Origin of the sequence: Vreelandella indica, assembly GCF_037070225.1 — a bacterium.
Taxonomy (GTDB): domain Bacteria; phylum Pseudomonadota; class Gammaproteobacteria; order Pseudomonadales; family Halomonadaceae; genus Vreelandella; species Vreelandella arctica.
Genome location: NZ_JBANSO010000002.1, coordinates 53,889 through 70,158, shown reverse-complemented (window position 1 = coordinate 70,158; position 16,270 = coordinate 53,889). Strand labels below are relative to the sequence as shown.

Annotated in this window: 19 protein-coding genes; 6 read left to right on the top strand and 13 right to left on the bottom strand. The window is 54.9% G+C overall.

The features are described 5' to 3' along the window. The first annotated feature begins 4 nt into the window (after positions 1–4). Complete coding sequence (gene yidD / locus V8L71_RS01975) at positions 5–334, top strand: membrane protein insertion efficiency factor YidD (protein WP_336273073.1); 330 nt, start codon at positions 5–7, stop codon at positions 332–334. Here yidD and V8L71_RS01970 read toward each other — a convergent pair. The 7 genes from V8L71_RS01970 to V8L71_RS01940 all read right to left on the bottom strand — a co-directional run bounded on the left by V8L71_RS01970 (position 331) and on the right by V8L71_RS01940 (position 6,591). Continuing rightward, on the bottom strand, positions 331–747 hold the full coding sequence (locus tag V8L71_RS01970) for a SufE family protein (RefSeq protein WP_008957953.1): 417 nt from the start codon (positions 745–747) through the stop codon (positions 331–333). The genes yidD and V8L71_RS01970 overlap by 4 nt on opposite strands. A gap of 50 nt (positions 748–797) precedes the next feature. Further along, entirely contained in the window at positions 798–1,967 is a 1,170-nt protein-coding gene (locus tag V8L71_RS01965; RefSeq protein WP_336273072.1) for a tyrosine-type recombinase/integrase, read from the bottom strand. A 141-nt stretch (positions 1,968–2,108) separates the two neighbouring features. Then, complete coding sequence (locus V8L71_RS01960; protein WP_023007037.1) at positions 2,109–2,492, bottom strand: YkvA family protein; 384 nt, start codon at positions 2,490–2,492, stop codon at positions 2,109–2,111. Between the two features lie 69 nt (positions 2,493–2,561). Continuing rightward, complete coding sequence (locus V8L71_RS01955) at positions 2,562–3,113, bottom strand: hypothetical protein (protein ID WP_336273071.1); 552 nt, start codon at positions 3,111–3,113, stop codon at positions 2,562–2,564. 350 nt (positions 3,114–3,463) lie between these two features. Further along, on the bottom strand, positions 3,464–3,931 hold the full coding sequence (locus V8L71_RS01950) for a DUF2231 domain-containing protein (protein WP_092034156.1): 468 nt from the start codon (positions 3,929–3,931) through the stop codon (positions 3,464–3,466). A 46-nt stretch (positions 3,932–3,977) separates the two neighbouring features. Further along, the gene (locus V8L71_RS01945; RefSeq protein ID WP_092034159.1) at positions 3,978–4,742 is read right to left on the bottom strand and encodes a copper resistance protein B; all 765 of its coding nucleotides are present in this window, start codon (positions 4,740–4,742) and stop codon (positions 3,978–3,980) included. Beyond that, positions 4,735–6,591 carry a copper resistance system multicopper oxidase gene (locus tag V8L71_RS01940; protein WP_336273070.1) on the bottom strand — a complete coding sequence of 619 codons (1,857 nt, stop codon included), beginning with the start codon at positions 6,589–6,591 and terminating at the stop codon, positions 4,735–4,737. Before V8L71_RS01940 ends, V8L71_RS01945 begins: the two co-directional genes overlap by 8 nt. A 235-nt stretch (positions 6,592–6,826) precedes the next feature. Between V8L71_RS01940 and V8L71_RS01935 the strand changes: the two genes are divergently transcribed. Further along, on the top strand, positions 6,827–7,003 hold the full coding sequence (locus V8L71_RS01935) for a hypothetical protein (RefSeq protein ID WP_336273069.1): 177 nt from the start codon (positions 6,827–6,829) through the stop codon (positions 7,001–7,003). Positions 7,004–7,286: 283 nt separating this feature from the next. Then, positions 7,287–7,580 carry a metal-sensitive transcriptional regulator gene (locus V8L71_RS01930; RefSeq protein ID WP_336273068.1) on the top strand — a complete coding sequence of 98 codons (294 nt, stop codon included), beginning with the start codon at positions 7,287–7,289 and terminating at the stop codon, positions 7,578–7,580. A 30-nt stretch (positions 7,581–7,610) separates the two neighbouring features. Here V8L71_RS01930 and V8L71_RS01925 read toward each other — a convergent pair whose 3' ends face one another. Continuing rightward, positions 7,611–8,216 (bottom strand): recombinase family protein, encoded by a 606-nt coding sequence (locus V8L71_RS01925; protein WP_041932919.1) that lies wholly within the window; start codon positions 8,214–8,216, stop codon positions 7,611–7,613. Between the two features lie 94 nt (positions 8,217–8,310). On the opposite strand from V8L71_RS01925, the gene V8L71_RS01920 reads away from it, so the two are divergent. Then, the gene (locus V8L71_RS01920; RefSeq protein WP_136629443.1) at positions 8,311–11,199 is read left to right on the top strand and encodes a Tn3 family transposase; all 2,889 of its coding nucleotides are present in this window, start codon (positions 8,311–8,313) and stop codon (positions 11,197–11,199) included. Here V8L71_RS01920 and V8L71_RS01915 read toward each other — a convergent pair. Then, entirely contained in the window at positions 11,196–11,687 is a 492-nt protein-coding gene (locus V8L71_RS01915) for a DNA-binding protein (RefSeq protein ID WP_336273067.1), read from the bottom strand. The genes V8L71_RS01920 and V8L71_RS01915 overlap by 4 nt on opposite strands. Before the next feature lie 194 nt (positions 11,688–11,881). Between V8L71_RS01915 and V8L71_RS01910 the strand changes: the two genes are divergently transcribed. After that, complete coding sequence (locus V8L71_RS01910) at positions 11,882–12,871, top strand: site-specific integrase (protein ID WP_063091982.1); 990 nt, start codon at positions 11,882–11,884, stop codon at positions 12,869–12,871. Positions 12,872–13,032: 161 nt separating this feature from the next. Here V8L71_RS01910 and V8L71_RS01905 read toward each other — a convergent pair whose 3' ends face one another. The 4 genes from V8L71_RS01905 to merT are packed head-to-tail and all read right to left on the bottom strand — an operon-like array spanning position 13,033 to position 15,347. Further along, positions 13,033–13,245 (bottom strand): hypothetical protein, encoded by a 213-nt coding sequence (locus tag V8L71_RS01905; protein WP_223305241.1) that lies wholly within the window; start codon positions 13,243–13,245, stop codon positions 13,033–13,035. A 20-nt stretch (positions 13,246–13,265) separates the two neighbouring features. Next, the gene (merA, locus tag V8L71_RS01900) at positions 13,266–14,669 is read right to left on the bottom strand and encodes a mercury(II) reductase (RefSeq protein WP_085682210.1); all 1,404 of its coding nucleotides are present in this window, start codon (positions 14,667–14,669) and stop codon (positions 13,266–13,268) included. A 5-nt stretch (positions 14,670–14,674) separates the two neighbouring features. Then, the gene (gene merP, locus V8L71_RS01895; RefSeq protein WP_085682209.1) at positions 14,675–14,971 is read right to left on the bottom strand and encodes a mercury resistance system periplasmic binding protein MerP; all 297 of its coding nucleotides are present in this window, start codon (positions 14,969–14,971) and stop codon (positions 14,675–14,677) included. Between the two features lie 13 nt (positions 14,972–14,984). Then, positions 14,985–15,347: a mercuric ion transporter MerT gene (gene merT, locus V8L71_RS01890; protein WP_085682208.1), complete on the bottom strand. Its 363-nt coding sequence runs from the start codon at positions 15,345–15,347 to the stop codon at positions 14,985–14,987. Between the two features lie 164 nt (positions 15,348–15,511). Between merT and V8L71_RS01885 the strand changes: the two genes are divergently transcribed. Next, positions 15,512–16,186, top strand: a complete 675-nt coding sequence (locus V8L71_RS01885) for a MerR family transcriptional regulator (protein WP_198556035.1) — start codon at positions 15,512–15,514, stop codon at positions 16,184–16,186. Positions 16,187–16,270: the final 84 nt, after the last annotated feature.

Sequence of the window (16,270 nt, the reverse complement as noted above, 5' to 3'; positions counted from 1 at the left end):
AGCCATGAGCCGCTGGCTAACATCACTGCGATCAGCCCTGCGCTGGGCATTAACAAGCGTGATGATTGGCTGTATTAAAACCTACCAATATACGCTTAGCCCCCTTTTGGGCCCTCGCTGTCGCTTCTGGCCCAGTTGCTCGTCTTACACTATTGAAGCAATTCAGGTGCACGGGCCGATAAAAGGTGGCTGGATGGCCGTGAAGCGTATCGTCAAGTGCCACCCAGGCAGCCCTGGCGGCATGGACCCAGTACCCGGCGGCCGAAGCGAGCAGCTTTGCCGCGAGGACGAAGATGCATCCTCTTCCTGTTGCAGCGACCACCCTTCCCGCTAGCGCTGGTGTGCCACCTGATAGATCTTTTCAAGCATCGCATGTAAGCCGTTGCTACGGGTCGGCGAAAGATGCTTATCCAATCCCAAATCAGCTAAAAAGTGCGGTTCGGTAGCACGAATCTCTGCTGCTGAGCGGTCACTATAAATGCGCAGTAATAAGGCAATCAGGCCCGACACAATAGCGGCATCGGACGTCGCCTTAAAAATCAGCTTATCGCCCTCCTCTTCATGCCGCATCCATACATTAGACTGGCAGCCCTGGATTTTAAACTCCTCGACTTTCCAATCGTCGGGGAAGTCAGGCAGCTGTTTGCCCATATCAATAATGTACTGATAACGATCCATCCAGTTATCGAATATCTCGAAATCTTCAATCAGCTCTTGCTGGGCCAATTCGGCGCCGGAAGTGCTCATGGTATTTCCTTCTAAATGGGTAATGGCTACTGGTATAACTATTAATGAAGCTATGAATCTGCCCCATTATAACGAGTCAATGGCGAATTGCTTAACCGATGACGCTGCTGCTCTTTATGCCACTCAATGTCTTCGGTATGCAGATAGCGTGATGTGGTATCGAGACGCGCATGACGCGCGCTTTCAGCCAAATGGCGCAGACTAATGCCCGACTGAGCCTGATGGGTAATCGATGTATGCCGTAACCAGTGTGGCGTTGCCTGACGCAGCGCGTTGACATGCTGCGATGCGCCGTCCTCCTCTTCAAGCGCTAGGGCTGCCTGCTGAAACGTTGCCCGAATCAGTCTATAAAGCTGGTTGTGGCCCAAACCGCGTTGCCCATCCAGGGCGCGTAGAGCCGGCGCATTATGCTCCAGCTCGCTAGGCTGGTCAGGCAAGCCTAGCGCCTGGCGCCACTGGCGCAGGCAAGCTAGCATGTCGTCGGGCAGCGGAATCCGCGCCACCTTGCTGCCCTTACCTACCACGCTCCACCACCAACGCCCTTCGCTGCGCTGGAAATCGCCCATGCGCGCGTCTGCCATTTCACTGATACGCGGAGCAAGTAGATAGGCAAAACCAAAGATAAAGCGTCGACGCGCCTGCTCAAAAAACCTTCGACTCCCCTCTTCCACCGCTAACGGCTCATTGAGCCACTGCCAGAACCACGCCCATACATCGCTCTCCAGGTAACGCTCAATGCGCGGCGCCTGATTGTTCAAGCGCCGTGATTTATCACGCATCAGGCGAAACGGGTTATGGCTAACCCACCCGGCTTCTACCAGCCAGGCAAACATGCCCTGCAGAATCACTAAGCTCTGGCGCCGACTGGCGGGCGATAAAGGCCCACGAAACGGCCGCCACGCTGGGTGCGCGTGGGGCTTGGAGGGCCCTACCCACTGATCACTGGGCTGAGGGTCGGCAAGGAACAGTTCAAACCGGCGCAGCGCTTCTCTATGGATATCTGCCAGCGTGAGTCCTTGGCTATTCAGCCAGAGTAAAAGCCGCTCGGATTCCCGGCGGTACGCTTTCCAGGTTTGTGGGCTGTCAACGTACTCTTCAAGCCAAGCCATCACCGCCTGAGCATCATTTTGTGCCGTAATTCTGACATTAATCTGCTCGCTTACAGGCCTGTGATCGAGCAACAGCGGCTCCACTCCGCCCGGTGTTAACGCAGTTGGCATGTATTATTCCCTGAGCAATCGATGTTCTCTATGTGCCAGAGTGAGGGTCGGCAACGATTCTGACGAAATCCTCCAAAAAGCGCATTAACCATCTGTTTTACAAGCCTTAAATTAACTATTTCATCACGTGCAGACGATGCGTTACCTGCTGTATTCCCACACCCAGTAGCCAAAAGCCGTGGCACATAAAAGCCATGTGCCAATAACGACTGCGGCCGCAACGTGGCTGATCGGCTTGATTGCCACTTTAGCTGCTTTCGAGCGACTTGCTTCTATCACATTCGATGGCGTCAGCTTGATGACAAGGACGATGCCCAGCGGGACCAAGATAATGTCGTCAAGATAGCCCAGGATCGGCATGAAGTCCGGAATGAGATCAATTGGACTCATGGCGTACGCTGCGATTGCGAGCAGCCGAACGACTATGGGGGGTATTCGGGTCTCGCGCCACAAAATAACCGTCAGCGCATCATGCTGAATGCGTTTTGCCGCAGCTCGCAGCCTGCCAAAGATCACGGTAGACATCTAACTACTCCTTGCGCGATTGGCATCACTCGCAACTCTCAGGGATGATCAGGCCGAGACAATAGCGGGCTATTTAGCCAGGCTTGTTTGTAGTTGTTTCAACTGACCCTGGAGGACAGCTTTTTCCTGCAGTAATTCGCGATTCTGATCGTTGAGGAACTGGTTTCGGTCGTCAGCCGCTGCCACGCGCTCTCTGAGGTCGGAGATCCGCTGCTGGCAGGCCGCGAGATGTTTTTCAGAATCCGTTAGGGCCGCACCAAGCTTCTCCCTGTGTTCGGCGTCGCTATCTCGCTCCAGCTGGAGGCGGTCGACTGTCGCTTCCAGCGTTTCTGTTCGCGTTGCCCATTGTGTTATGACGGCCTGGCTCGCGTGCAATTTTTCTTTCAAGTTTTCAGCGTGATCCTGACTGGCCTCATAGCGCTGGTTTATTTGGTCGCGATGTTGTCTCAGCGTGTCGCGGTCCTGTTCGCTGGAACGGAGCTGCTGCGTCAGCTGATCCACCTGACCCTCCAGCCCTGACTGGGTCCTGTGGAACTGGTCCCGTTCATGACGGCGATCCTCGGCAATCTCCTGCTGGTAGTGCTCGAAATGGCTGCGGATATCGCGGTTTTCCTGCTTCATCTCTTGGACGGTTGCAGTGGTCTCACTGAGTTTCTCCTGACTTGCCTCCAGTTTGGGGTCGTTTGCGGGAGAGGGCGAAATGACACCCGAAGGGTAGCGTCTATTGCAGAAATTCAATTAAAAAGGATGCCCTCAGTAGTTATCTTTTTTAGACATCCAAATGGAATCGGCCATAGGACATAAATGTAAGCCAAATTGATATTCAGCCCCCTCTCTCAATGGTCAACACAGCTCACAAGTATTGTCTGTGAGAAAGGACTCGCCCTCTTAGGTGACTAACAGGTTCCGCATATCAGTGAACGCGGACAATAAAGTCCAACCATTTAGACTCATGCCCCAACCAAAACAGTCTAAAGTCCCGACGGCAACGAAACACCGACGCCGAATTCATAGACGAGTTGACCACCAAAATAAGCAGTTGTGACGATCAGTCCTGCAATCGCCAGCTCGAATACCACTGCACCCCAGCAGAGGCGCCTCGATAGAACGGTGCCTCGCCACCAAATAACTGCGCGTAGCAGCCCCCAAGCCACTAAGACACCTGCTGTAATACTTCCCAACTCCTCATGCCTTTCTAATATTGCAAGGGACGTACCGTTGGCCAGCGCGACATCGAGCGCAAGGTCACCAAAAACAAAAGCGACTGCGGCGGCCAGCCCCGCGCCTAGCCCGAGTCCAGCCGAGATATTAGCAATAGCACCGCGACCATCGAGGGACACACCCCGAGAAACAACGACGAAATCGAACGCCGCCAGCGATAACGCAAAGACGATTGGGAAATGCACAATCAATGGGTGGATTTGTTCAATCGGTAACATTGGGTATAGCTCCTATGAAATAAATGGAATATTTGGTGTGCACGAGTTAGAACCACACTCTAAAGCCGGCAACCAATGCCAGATTGTCAACGTCTCCGCCGTCGGCACGGGTCAGATCAGCCGTGTTGCCATATTGGCGCTTCCAGCTGACGCCGATATAAGGCGCGAATTCTCGACGAACTTCGTAACGTAATCGCAGACCTAGTTGCACATCATTCAACCCGCTACCGACGCCAAATCTAGGTACTGAACTGGCTGCAATATTGGTTTCAAATCGAGGTTGCAGTATGAGGCGTTGCGAGAACAACAGGTCGTAAGTGCCTACTAATCTAGCCGAGACGTCGCCATCCTCGCTGATAAAGAGGGCGGGCTCGACTTCGAATCGATAAGGCGCTAAACCTTGGACGCCCAGCACCGCAAAACTGCGATCCTGATCGGGGCCAGAGCCATACTGTCGGTCATAGCGCAGGCCGACCTGCAAATCCCAAAACGGCGCGATCATTCGGCTATAGAGCGCTTGAAGTTCCAACTCGCCGCCGTTTGCTGATGTTTGGTCGTCACCTTCAAATTTCATCCACAGTTTGTTGGTGTCGGTGCCATACCAGCCCTGCATATCCCAGCGCAACGTATCGGCGCCGTCGTTATCGCGATACTCGAACTGGTCTGCGATGATCATACCCAGCGGTAAGTTGTCTTCAACGGGTTCCGGCCAACCGGATTCCTCCGCAAAAGCAAACGTATGGAGAACAATCAAAAAGCTGCCTAGCACAATTCGAATCGAGGGGGATGTGGTGAGCAATTGATTATCCATTGCGGTTCTCCGATGACACTGCATCATTGGTCACCGACACCACTCGAAACATACCCATGTCCAAGTGATACAACAGGTGGCAGTGGAAGGCCCAGTTGCCGGGGGCATCTGCACTGATCAGCGCGGTCAGCCGCTCACCAGGCTTCACGTTGAGCGTGTGTTTGCGTGGCCGGTATTCACCGGCGCCATTCTCGAGTTCCATCCACATACCGTGCAGGTGAATCGGATGTTCCATCATGGTGTCGTTGACCAGCACCAAGCGCAGGCGTTCGCCATACTTAAAGTGGACAGGACCATCCACTTCAGAAAACTTTTTACCATCGAACGACCACATGTACCGATCCATCACGCCGGTCAGGTGCAATTCTACTTCGCGTTCCGGAGTCCGTTGATCGGGATACGGCGACAGGCTGCGTAAATCGGTGTACACCAACACGCGACGGCCATTGTTCTCCAGTCCGTCACCCGGTTCGCTCAGGCGATTACTCGGAAATTCAGCAACCATTGTGTTGCCTTTACCGTGACGGTCCGGGCCATGCTTTACTGGCGATGATGCTGTTGACATGCCAGTGCCTCTATTGCGTGACATGTCCATACTGTCCATCGTCTGCTTCTTAGCAGGCATTTCACCCGGCATCGCCATAGTCCCATCTTTCATGTTCATCGCAGGCAAGCCATCTTTGGGTGCCGACGTCATACCCGGCATGGCCATCGCACCCATGCCCATATCCTTCATTGTGCGCACCGGAGGATTGCCTAGCGGCGGTATTGCTGCCTCGAGCCCTGCTTTGGATGCCAGGGTTCCGCGCGCATAACCGCTGCGGTCCATGGAGGCTGCGAAAATCGTGTATGCCGCCTCGTCGACAGGCTCGACAATGACGTCATAGGTTTCCGCCACGCCAATTCGAAATTCATCAACAGCGACCGGCTGAACATTCTGCCCATCTGCTTGTACCACGGTCATTTTCAGTCCCGGGATGCGGACATCGAAGTAGCTCATCGCAGCGCCATTGATAAACCGCAGGCGTATGCGCTCTCCCGGCCGAAACAAGCCTGTCCAATTGGAATCTGGTGCCATTCCGTTAATTAAATAGGTATAGGTCGCAGCGCTTACGTCGGCGATATCCGTAGGCGCCATCCGCGATCGCGCCCAGACCATGCGTTCTCGAACCGTTTTACCCCAACCGTTTTCTTCAGCATCGTTAAACAACTCGGGAACTGTTCGGCGTTGATAGTTGTAGTAATCGCTTTGCTTCTTCAGTTTCTTCAGAACGCTCATTGGGTTCTCAAACGTCCAGTCAGAAAGCATGACCACATATTCGCGGTCGTATGCAAACGGTTCGGGGGCAATCGGATCAATAATTAACGGCCCATAGTGACCTTGCTGTTCCTGCAATCCAGAATGACTGTGATACCAGTACGTGCCACTTTGCTTTACCGGAAAGGCGTAACGAAACGTCTCACCTGGCTTGATACCCGCATAGCTGACACCGGGGACGCCATCCATTTCATAGGGGAGCAGTAAGCCATGCCAGTGAATGGAAGTGTCTTCATCCAGTTGATTTGTGACCCTAATAACTGCGTCCTGCCCTTCTTTTAGGCGAACAAGCGGACCGGGAATGGAACCACTGATCGTCACCGTATCGCCCATTCGCCCGCCAATATCAAGGGGCTGACGGGTAATATTGAGATCAATCGGGCCGGTTGCTTGTTCGGGGCGTAAGCCTAAGCCTAAGGTTTCTCCGGCAAAAGCCGGGACCAAAGAATTGAGCCCAAGGATTGCACCTGTAGCACCCGCTTGCGTTATAAAGCGGCGTCTTGATTTCGAATACATCGTTTGGTTGTTCATTGTTCGCTCCAACAAATAATCTTGGTTGCTTGCGCGCTATCCCGGCGTAAAAAGCACGCCCTGGCGGAATAACTTAGTTTTGGAAATTGGCACTATCCAGTCAATGACGACGATAGGCCACTGACATCAAAAAGTTGGCAGGCTAATTCAGCAGGCGATCATAACGATGAACTGGCGAATCGACTGTTCTCTGAGGCGGAACATGCTCGCGTGCCGAGTTCGAAGTGACCTGCGCTTGAGGCCATATGGATTCACTGAATTTGAATACAGCGACAAGATTGTCGTCGAGGTCATCGATGCGCGTCGTCGGTTGGAGGGCATCCTGTTGGAGATGCTCTGTGGCATTAACCGCACAATGGGTAAAGCAATGGTCATAAGAACACTCACCATCGCACGGTCCACCATCGACTGAATGATGCGCATGTTCGTCTATCCCTGTGCTTGCATTTGCATAGCACACCCCGACACCCGCGCCTAAGACCAAGGGGAGGACCAGAAACGAAGATATATAAAGGCGGAGGATCGACATGCTTGCCACAATATACTCCCCCGGCGTATTTAACAAGGCCAAGCGACCAGGATTAGAATCATTCAATCTTGGCTGCGCATCAACGGTCACGTGAGAACTCGAGACTGATATCAAGCTGATGGTCGTTGTATACTCCTAAGGAGTATGTCGACCGAGTGATAACACCATGTCCAACCTTGAAAAATCAGATTTGCCCGCCTCTCGAAAAGCGATTTCGAGGCGCCTTAAGCGAATCGAAGGTCAAGTCCGCGGCGTAGATCGAATGCTGGAACAAGGTCGCTACTGTGTCGACATCTTGCAACAAATTCAGGCCACGAAAGCCGCGTCGAAAAAAGTTGAAACCGAACTTCTACGTGATCATGCAAATTCCTGTATTGAAGGTGCACTTAGAGAAGGCTCTTTGGATGAGCAAAGAGATAAGATCGTTGAACTCGTCGATCTGTTTGAACGAGGTCGCTGAGGGTCTGGTACCGAGAAAAAGTGCCTGCGTCTAGGCCGCCTCGCGTGAGCGTTTTACAATCTCAGAGACCGTGTTCTTGCTAATACCGAGATCCCGTGCAATCCATCGATAGCTCTTACCTTGTTCAATGAGGTGAAGCACTTTAGGTGAAAGTTTGTCGGATTTTGGGCGGAAGCCCTTCTTTCGGCCCAGCTTTTTGCCGCGAGCTTTTGCTGCAGCAAGACCGGATTTTACGCGTTCACTAATTAAATCACGTTCAAATTCTGCGATGCCGGATAGAAAGGTTGCCATCATCCGACCATGGGATGTCGATAGATCAAAGGTCATGCCGCTTATGGCGACCACCGAGACTTTCCAGTTTTCCAGGTCGCGGAGCGTGTTGAGCAGGTCGATGGTTGATCGACCCCATCGAGACAATTCTGTCACGACTACCGCATCGATTTCCCGGCGTTGCGCCAAGGCCATAATTTTCTTTCGTTCTGTGCGATCCAATTTCGCACCTGACCCCGTTTCCTTGAAAACTCCAATGACGTCGTAGTTCGCTCGCTTAGCGAATGCTCGAAGATCGCGTGCCTGCCGCGCACACGATTGATCAGCTGTCGACACTCGACAATAAATGGCTACCCGGTGTCCCAATTAAACCTACCTCTCTTCATGGCTTGCAAAGCCGCATGTTTACTGGCTGGATTGGTGTCCTGTTTAGCCTTTAGTTTAACTGGGACAGTATCGCATGCCAAGACGCACCATTCTGACCGAACGACAACGGGAAGCACTGTTCGGATTGCCAGCGGATGAAGACTCGATGCTCCGCCACTACGTGTTGAGTGACGAGGACATGCAGCATGTCAAAACAAGGCGACGCCCCGGCAACCGATTGGGTTTCGCATTGCAGCTATGTGCCTTGCGGTATCCCGGTCGACTACTCCAACCAGGCGAATTCATCCCAGACCCAATTATCAAATTTATTGGGGCGCAACTGGGTTTGTCGAAAAGCGACCTTGCCGACTATGCGGAGAGACGGCAGACACGCTATCAGCATTCGGTGTCGCTCCAGAATCTATACGGCTATCGAACTTATCAGGCTTCTGACCTAGATTTCGCCCAGTGGCTGGCATCAGCCGCTGAACAGGCCCACTCTAACGAAGGTTTGGCACGCGAAGTGGTCGCCCAAATGCGCCTTCGGCGCATTGTTGTACCGGCACCTTCAACGGTTGAACGATTGTGTGCAGATGCTCTGGTCGCCGCCGACAATCGTATCTCTAGGCGCATCGCGGATCGTCTCGACAACACCACAGTGGACAGACTCACCGCATTGCTCAGCGAAACAACGGTGACAGGCGTCACCCGATTCGTCTGGTTGCGCCAACACGAACCGGGCAGCAACTCACGGGTGGTCAATGGGTTGCTCGATCGGCTGGAACGGATCGTTGATTTGGAACTCAGCCCTTCTTTGCTTCAGGGTGTGCCCTCGCACAGAGTAGCCCGCCTTCGTCGCCAGGGTGAACGCTACTATGCCGATGGCATGCGTGATCTACCTACGCATAGAAAACTGGCGATACTAGTCGTCTGTGGTGTTGAATGGCATGGCGCAATCGGTGACGCCATCGTCGAAACCCATGATCGAATTGTGGGTCGGCTGTACCGTGCTTCTGAGCGTTTTAGAGATGATCAAATTAACGATCAACGTGCGCTCATCCAACAAACACTCAAAACTTTTTCCGAAGTAGGCGCATCGATCATCGCGGCGCGAGAAGCCGGCGAGCCCGTCGACACAGCCATTGAACAGGATTGCGGCTGGGAGGTATTCAATCGCCTGGTCGAAGATGCCACCGCTGTGAATGCCAAAGTTGGAGCCGATCCTCTGGATTTTGTGAACAGTGGCTACGCTAGATTTCGTCGCTATGCACCACGGTTTCTGAACACACTCGCGATCGAAGGTGCGCAGTCAGCAGGACCGATACTCAAAGCAATTAACGCACTCCAACAACTGAACCGATCGAATAATCGGGGGTTACCAAACAATCTACCGATAGCCTTCGCTAGACCCAAATGGCGAAAGAGGTTGCAGCGCACAGACCGTCGAACTTGGGAAACTGCGATTCTTTTCGCTATTCGCGATGCATTTAGGGCAGGCGACATCTGGTTAAAAAATAGCCGTCGATATGCAGAGCCATCGAAAGAGTTGATACCGGTTAACGCCGTTGCAACGTCATCAGCACTGGCAGTACCGTTGGACCCTCTCGACTGGTTAACGCAACGGAAACAGGTGCTGGCTCAAGCATTTGAAGCCACAGGCGAAGCCGCACGCCGTGACCGGCTACCAAACGGGCTAATTCAAGACGGCGTACTCAAACTCTCCAAATTGGAGAAACAGGCGCCCGACAATGCCCATCAGCTAGTCATGGATTTGTACCGGCGTGTACCGCAAACACCGGTCACTGACATTCTGTTGTCGGTAGACCGTGAAATCGGGTTTACAGAAGCTTTCACAGATTTGCGAACAGGAGCGCCGTGTCGTGACCAAATCGGGCTCCTAACCGTACTACTCAGTGACGGCGTCAATTTGGGCCTTCGCAAGATGGGTGCCGTATCTACCACGCATTCTTTCTGGGAGTTGCTTAGGATTTCTCGGTGGCACGTACAAGACGATGGCTATCGGCAAGCACTTGCGATGATCGTAGACGCGCAAAGTCGACTGCCTATGTCCAAAGTCTGGGGGCCCGGAGAGTCCGCGTCGGCCGATGGTCAATTCTTCCGAGCCTCAGGGCCTGGCGAAGCCATGAATGTGGTGAACAGACGCTATGGCATAGACCCAGGGATAAAGGGGTATACCCATGTCTCCGATCAGTATGCTCCGTTCTCGACGCAAGCGATTCCGGCAACAGCACACGAAGCGCCTTATATTCTCGACGGACTGTTGTCGAATGACGCCGGACGGCGAGTGAAGGAACAATATGCAGATACCGGTGGGTTTACCGATCATGTGTTCGCCATGTGCTCACTGCTGGGCTACCGTTTTGCACCTCGTATTCGCGATCTACCGGCGAAACGCCTGTATGCATTTAATCCAAGCGAGGTACACAAGACACTGAGGCCGTTGGTTGCGGCCAAGATCAACGAAGACCTTATCGTACGCAATTGGCCCGACATCCTCCGGTTATCAGCAAGTGCAGCGGCAAACACAGTGAAACCCAGTCAGCTCTTAAAACGACTATCTGCTTACCCGCGACAGAATGAACTGGCTGTCGCCCTACGTGAGATCGGTCGAGTTGAACGATCGTTGTTTATGATGCAGTGGATGTTGGACGCTGAGTTGCAACAGCGCGTACAGATGGGGCTCAACAAAGGTGAGTCACACCACGCCCTAAAGCGCGCAATCAGTTTTCATCGTCGAGGTGAGATTCGTGATCGATCCTCTGAGGGACAACACTATCGAATTGCTGGGATGAATCTCATTGCGGCAATCATTATCTATTGGAACACCAAAAAGCTGGGGGAAATTGTCGAGACACTCACCAATGCCGGTGAGGCACCAAATCCCGATCTACTGCCCCATGTATCCCCTCTGGGGTGGGAGCATATCAATCTAACTGGTGAATACCATTGGCCCGATGCTTAGGGTGTCATTTCGCCCCCTCCCGCAAACAACCCCAGTTTGGACGTGAGTGAGGCCGCCCGGAGCTGTTCCTGTTGAAGAGCGTGGGCCTGGGCATCGCTTTCGTTGCGAAGCGCTTCATTGGCCTTCTCCAGCCCGCAGCGTTGCTCTTCCAGTGACTCGCACCGCTGCCGCACCTCTTCCAGCTCGGTGCGCCATTGCTGTTCCAGCGTCTGGTGCGCTTCGCGCTCCTGCGTAATACGTTCATCGGCCGCGTATTGAGCTCGCTCATGCAGGGCTTTCACGGCGGCCACCAAGTCAGCCGGGAGTCCGTTCAGATCCGCTGCGGCTTCGCTGCCTGATTTCCAACGTTTCAGCATTGGCCCGAGAGTGCTGCGACTGCCGGTACCGAGTTCCGATCGCACCCGGTCGACAGTGGGCTCGTCACCGCGTTGGCGGACGCGTTGCGCAGCGTTGGCGACATCCTGGTAAGTAATTCCGGCGCGGGCCATGACATGCCTCATTTTATCATATAACGTGATATGTAATATTACATTATTTATTCGATAATTAACAAAATTTATTTAAGATGCCTAACGCACGTTAAAGCGCGTTAACGTGCGTTAGTGTGTGGTCTGTTCTATCCTGCTCCTGTAACGCCGGTACATCAGCGGCTCTTGAAAGCACGCCTCGAATTGGAGCGGTCATGGATCCAAAACCCACCGTCAAGTCCACATTACGTAACGCGGAAAAGACCGTATTAGCCGATACGGCTAATCGGTACATCCACATGGCCACCACCGACAACACGCGGCGGACCTACCGTGCGGCCATTCGCAGCTTTGAGCGCTGGGGTGGACGTCTCCCGACACAGCCGGCGACCCTTGCGGCCTATCTGTCCGATCAGGCAGACGCGCTTAATCCTCGCACGCTGGATGTTTACCTGACGGCCCTGGGGCGCTGGCACCAGACTCAGGGATTGCGTGATCCCGCTCGAGACCCCGGCGTGCGCAAAACGTTGGAAGGGATTCGTCGCGCCCATGGTCGGCCGAAACGGCAAGCCCGGGCGCTGCGCCTCGAACACATTGCGGCCTTCCTGGAAACACTCCAGCAACAGCCTGACTCGCTCAAGAAGCATCGTGACTGGGCCCTGCTGCAGGTCGGTTTTTTTGGGGCGTTTCGCCGCAGTGAATTGGTAGCGATTGAGGTGAAGCACTTGTCGTGGGAGCCGGAAGGGCTGGTGGTGACCCTGCCGCGCTCTAAAACAGACCCTCACGGTGAAGGCCTGAAGCGGGCCCTGCCTCGGGGCAACGAGCTGGTCTGCCCGGTCAGCGCCCTCGAAACCTGGCTAGAGCATGCCGGCATTCACGAAGGCCCCGTCTTCCGCGCCGTCAACCGCTGGGATCGGTTGCAATCCCAGGCCCTTTCAGGCGGGTCGGTGAACCGAATCCTGAAAGCGCTTGGGGAAACCTGCGGCCTGGACTTCGTGCCGACCCTGAGCAGTCACAGCTTCCGGCGCGGTCTATCCACCGCCGCCGCGCGGGAAAAGGTCGACTTTGCGCAGATCAAGCGCCAGGGTGGCTGGAAGCATGACGGGACGGTGCGGGGCTACATCGAGGAAGGACAGCAATTTACGGACAACGCCGCAAACACCTTACTGACCAAAGTCGCCAGGTTGATCCGGGACACCGACTAATGGTGAGTGTGGTCGCGGCTGGCTACGCTGCCCGGAAGCACTCAGAATACGATGAACAGGTATCTGTAGTGGCTCACAAAGCTAATCTGTTGGGCCCGCAATTATCCTGAGCAGTGGGACCACATTGGGTGAGAAAGGGCGCCCGGTTGGGCCCAGATTAGCTACGAACCGACCAACCCCTGACCGTCATACTCGACGGTTCCGCAAGGCAGCTGTTCCCGCACCTGCACCACCTGGTCCGTCGTCCAGTTGAGCGACGCTGCAAGCCGCTTAAGAGTGACAGGACGACCCTGGACCAGCTCACGCAATAGCGCCACATGAAGCGTGGCCTCCGCTTCTCCGGTCAGGCCCAGCCGATTCACGATTTCTCGCATATCATTCACGGGGCCTTGCCTTATCCCGCGCAGCAGGATAGTTGTTTGACATCCTTGGTAAACGTTTGAGCGCACAGCTTCAAACCTTCTACCATCGTCAGGTACGGGAACAGCTCATCGGCAATCTCGTTGACGGTCATGCGGGCGCGTAGCGCCATCACCGCGGTCTGGATCAGTTCGCCGGCCTCACCCGCCACGGATTGCACACCCAGTAACCGCCCGCTTTCACGTTCCGCGACCATTTTAATGAAGCCTCCGGTATCAAAGTTGACCAGGGCCCGTGGCACATTGTCGAGGGTCAGGGTACGGCTGTCGGTGACGTAGCCACTTGCCTCGGCGTCGGCCTCGGATAAACCGACGGTTGCAATCTGTGGCTCGGTAAAGACCACCTCCGGCATGGCGCTGAGATCCAGGCGGGCATCGCCGCCGGTCATATTGATCGCGGCCCGGCTACCACCCGCTGCCGCCACATAAACAAACTGGGGCTGATTGGTACAGTCGCCGGAAGCGTAAATGCCCGGCACCCGGGTCTCGAGTTGCTCATTGACGATAACGGACCCGCGATCAGTCTCGACGCCGATAGACTCCAGGTTCAGCCTGTCTGTGTTCGGTGTGCGTCCCACGGCCACCAGCAGCTGATCGGCCCGCAGTTCCCCGGCGTTCGTGTCGAGCACGAATTCCTCGTTGGTATAACTGATCTGGCTCGCCTGGGTGTCATTCAGAACCTTGACACCCTCGGCTTTGAACGCGGTTTGAATGGCCTCGTCAACAGCCGGGTCCTGCCGGGATAACAGTCGACTGCGCGCCAGGATGGTCACCTCGCTGCCCAGTCGGGCAAACGCCTGTGCCAGCTCCACTGCCACGACGGATGCCCCAATGACAATTAGTCGATCCGGAATGGTGTCACTGGCCAGTGCCGTGGCGGACGTCCAGTACGGCGTATCGGACAGGCCCGGAACCGGGGGGATGGTAGGCCGCGCACCGGTACCAATGAACGCTCTGTCAAAGCGTACCTCGCGTTCCGTACCATCAGGTGTAGTAACCTGCACTGTATTGGCATCGATAAAACGGGCCTCACCCCGCAGGACAGTAATCGCCGAATTGTCGTCGAGAATGCCCTCATACTTGTCGCGACGAAGCTCATCGACCCGGGCCTGTTGCTGGGCCAGCAACCGGGGCCGGTCAATGGTCGGCTCGACTGCCGCAATGCCCTCGTCGAACGGACTGCGGCGGCGCAGATGGGCCACGTGAGCGGCGCGGATCATGATCTTCGAGGGCACGCAGCCGACATTGACGCAAGTGCCACCGATGGTACCACGCTCGATCAGCGTCACTCGGGCTCCGCGTTCCGCCGACTTCAAAGCGGCGGCCATGGCACTGCCACCACTGCCAATCACGGCAATGTGCAGATCGTTATCACTCATAAACACTACTCCTGTTTCGCCCCGGACTGTATCAGTGTGGACGGGTAGCCCGCGTTGGTCGTGGCTTGAGTTATTGCGTCGACAGAGGTTTTGTCATCGTAGAAAGTAACCGTCGCATCACGTTCCTCATAGCGGACCTGGACAGAACTCACCCCATCAACTCTCTTGAGAGCGGCTTTGACGGTAATCGGGCAAGCCGAACAGGTCATTCCGGGAACAGACAGGGTCACCGTCTTTTGCTCCGCCAAGGCAGGCATGCTGAACAGCGTAAACAGTACGGCAGTGATCAGGGACTTTCTCATGGTGTATGGCCTCTCAGTAAAATAACGGTAAGACGAAAGGGAATGCCAACGCGATCAGTACGAGCAACGCGACGATCCAGAAAGTGATCTTGTAAGCGGTGCGCACTTGCGGTACTGCGCAGACCTCGCCCGGCTCGCAATCCTGTGCAGGCCGGTATATCCGACGCCAGGCAAAGACCATCGCCACCAGAGCAGCACCAATAAACCACGGCCGGTAAGGCTCCAGAGCGGCAAGATTGCCGATCCAGGCACCGGAAACACCAAGGGCGATCAGGACCAGGGGGCCAAGACAGCAGGCCGATGCGAGCAATGCTGCGACCCCGCCTGCAATTAATGACCCGCGACCGGATTTGGACTCTGATTTCAACTCTGACATTGCGACGGTTCCTTTCATGACTTTGCTGGCTATCTTCAAAATACTTCCGTAGTCGGCTACGGAGTCAAGCCCCACACTCCTATAAAATGTTCAGCACTCTTGACCCCGTACCGTGGTACGGGCACTAATCTTATTATTCGGATCTACTGGGTGGGAGTTCTGCCATGACAGACATGACCATTGGCAAAGTGGCTGACGTGGTGGGTGTTGGTGTCGAGACGATTCGTTTTTACGAACGCCGCAAGCTCATTGAACAGCCGCCACGTCCCAGGGAAGGTGGCTATCGGATTTACTCGGACGCCACGGTAAGGCGACTGCATTTTATTCGTCGAGCGCAAGAGCTGGGCTTCTCACTGCGTGAGATCGCTGAGCTGCTCGCGTTGCGTGATGCCGAAAGCAACCAGGCAGACGCAAGTGATGTACGCCAGCGGGCGATGGCAAAGCTGCACGACGTAGACCAGAAAATTGAACAGTTACGGCGAATCCGCCAGGGGCTGGCGGCACTTGTGGACTGTTGTCCCGGACAGGGGCCGTTGCAGTGTTGTTCCATATTTGACGCCCTGGAGCAGAATGCGGGGCCTACAGGCGAGCCGATCATAAGTGAGGAGACAGACATGCAGACAATCAGGCTTTCAATCGGCGGCATGCACTGCGGTGGGTGCGAGGAAATTGTTCGTCATGTTCTCGAACAGCAAACCGGCGTCAAGGGGTGTTCCGTCTCCCATGAAAGCGGTGAAGCCCGGGTGGCAGTTGACGAATCAAGGATTTCGGACGAACAACTTGCGGAGGCTGTGCGTGGTGCGGGGTACTCCGCAAACATCATGAACACGACAGAATAACCCCTTGGAATTCTCGGCGGCCTTGCCCTTGGCCGCGAGCCTCGGGTTACTGGCCTTCGTTGAGCCTTGGTCCGCGGGTAGGGG

Bases quoted from the DNA above. Each gene is read 5' to 3' on its own strand.
- V8L71_RS01950 (WP_092034156.1), bottom strand. From the start codon at position 3,931: ATGTTACCGATTGAACAAATCCACCCATTGATTGTGCATTTCCCAATC.
- merA (WP_085682210.1), bottom strand. From the start codon at position 14,669: ATGAGTGATAACGATCTGCACATTGCCGTGATTGGCAGTGGTGGCAGT.
- V8L71_RS01920 (WP_136629443.1), top strand. From the start codon at position 8,311: ATGCCAAGACGCACCATTCTGACCGAACGACAACGGGAAGCACTGTTC.
- yidD (WP_336273073.1), top strand. From the start codon at position 5: ATGAGCCGCTGGCTAACATCACTGCGATCAGCCCTGCGCTGGGCATTA.
- V8L71_RS01885 (WP_198556035.1), top strand. From the start codon at position 15,512: ATGACAGACATGACCATTGGCAAAGTGGCTGACGTGGTGGGTGTTGGT.
- V8L71_RS01965 (WP_336273072.1), bottom strand. From the start codon at position 1,967: ATGCCAACTGCGTTAACACCGGGCGGAGTGGAGCCGCTGTTGCTCGAT.
- V8L71_RS01930 (WP_336273068.1), top strand. From the start codon at position 7,287: ATGTCCAACCTTGAAAAATCAGATTTGCCCGCCTCTCGAAAAGCGATT.
- V8L71_RS01955 (WP_336273071.1), bottom strand. From the start codon at position 3,113: ATGAAGCAGGAAAACCGCGATATCCGCAGCCATTTCGAGCACTACCAG.
- merT (WP_085682208.1), bottom strand. From the start codon at position 15,347: ATGTCAGAGTTGAAATCAGAGTCCAAATCCGGTCGCGGGTCATTAATT.
- V8L71_RS01945 (WP_092034159.1), bottom strand. From the start codon at position 4,742: ATGGATAATCAATTGCTCACCACATCCCCCTCGATTCGAATTGTGCTA.
- V8L71_RS01910 (WP_063091982.1), top strand. From the start codon at position 11,882: ATGGATCCAAAACCCACCGTCAAGTCCACATTACGTAACGCGGAAAAG.
- V8L71_RS01915 (WP_336273067.1), bottom strand. From the start codon at position 11,687: ATGGCCCGCGCCGGAATTACTTACCAGGATGTCGCCAACGCTGCGCAA.
- V8L71_RS01970 (WP_008957953.1), bottom strand. From the start codon at position 747: ATGAGCACTTCCGGCGCCGAATTGGCCCAGCAAGAGCTGATTGAAGAT.
- V8L71_RS01960 (WP_023007037.1), bottom strand. From the start codon at position 2,492: ATGTCTACCGTGATCTTTGGCAGGCTGCGAGCTGCGGCAAAACGCATT.
- V8L71_RS01940 (WP_336273070.1), bottom strand. From the start codon at position 6,591: ATGAACAACCAAACGATGTATTCGAAATCAAGACGCCGCTTTATAACG.
- merP (WP_085682209.1), bottom strand. From the start codon at position 14,971: ATGAGAAAGTCCCTGATCACTGCCGTACTGTTTACGCTGTTCAGCATG.
- V8L71_RS01905 (WP_223305241.1), bottom strand. From the start codon at position 13,245: ATGCGAGAAATCGTGAATCGGCTGGGCCTGACCGGAGAAGCGGAGGCC.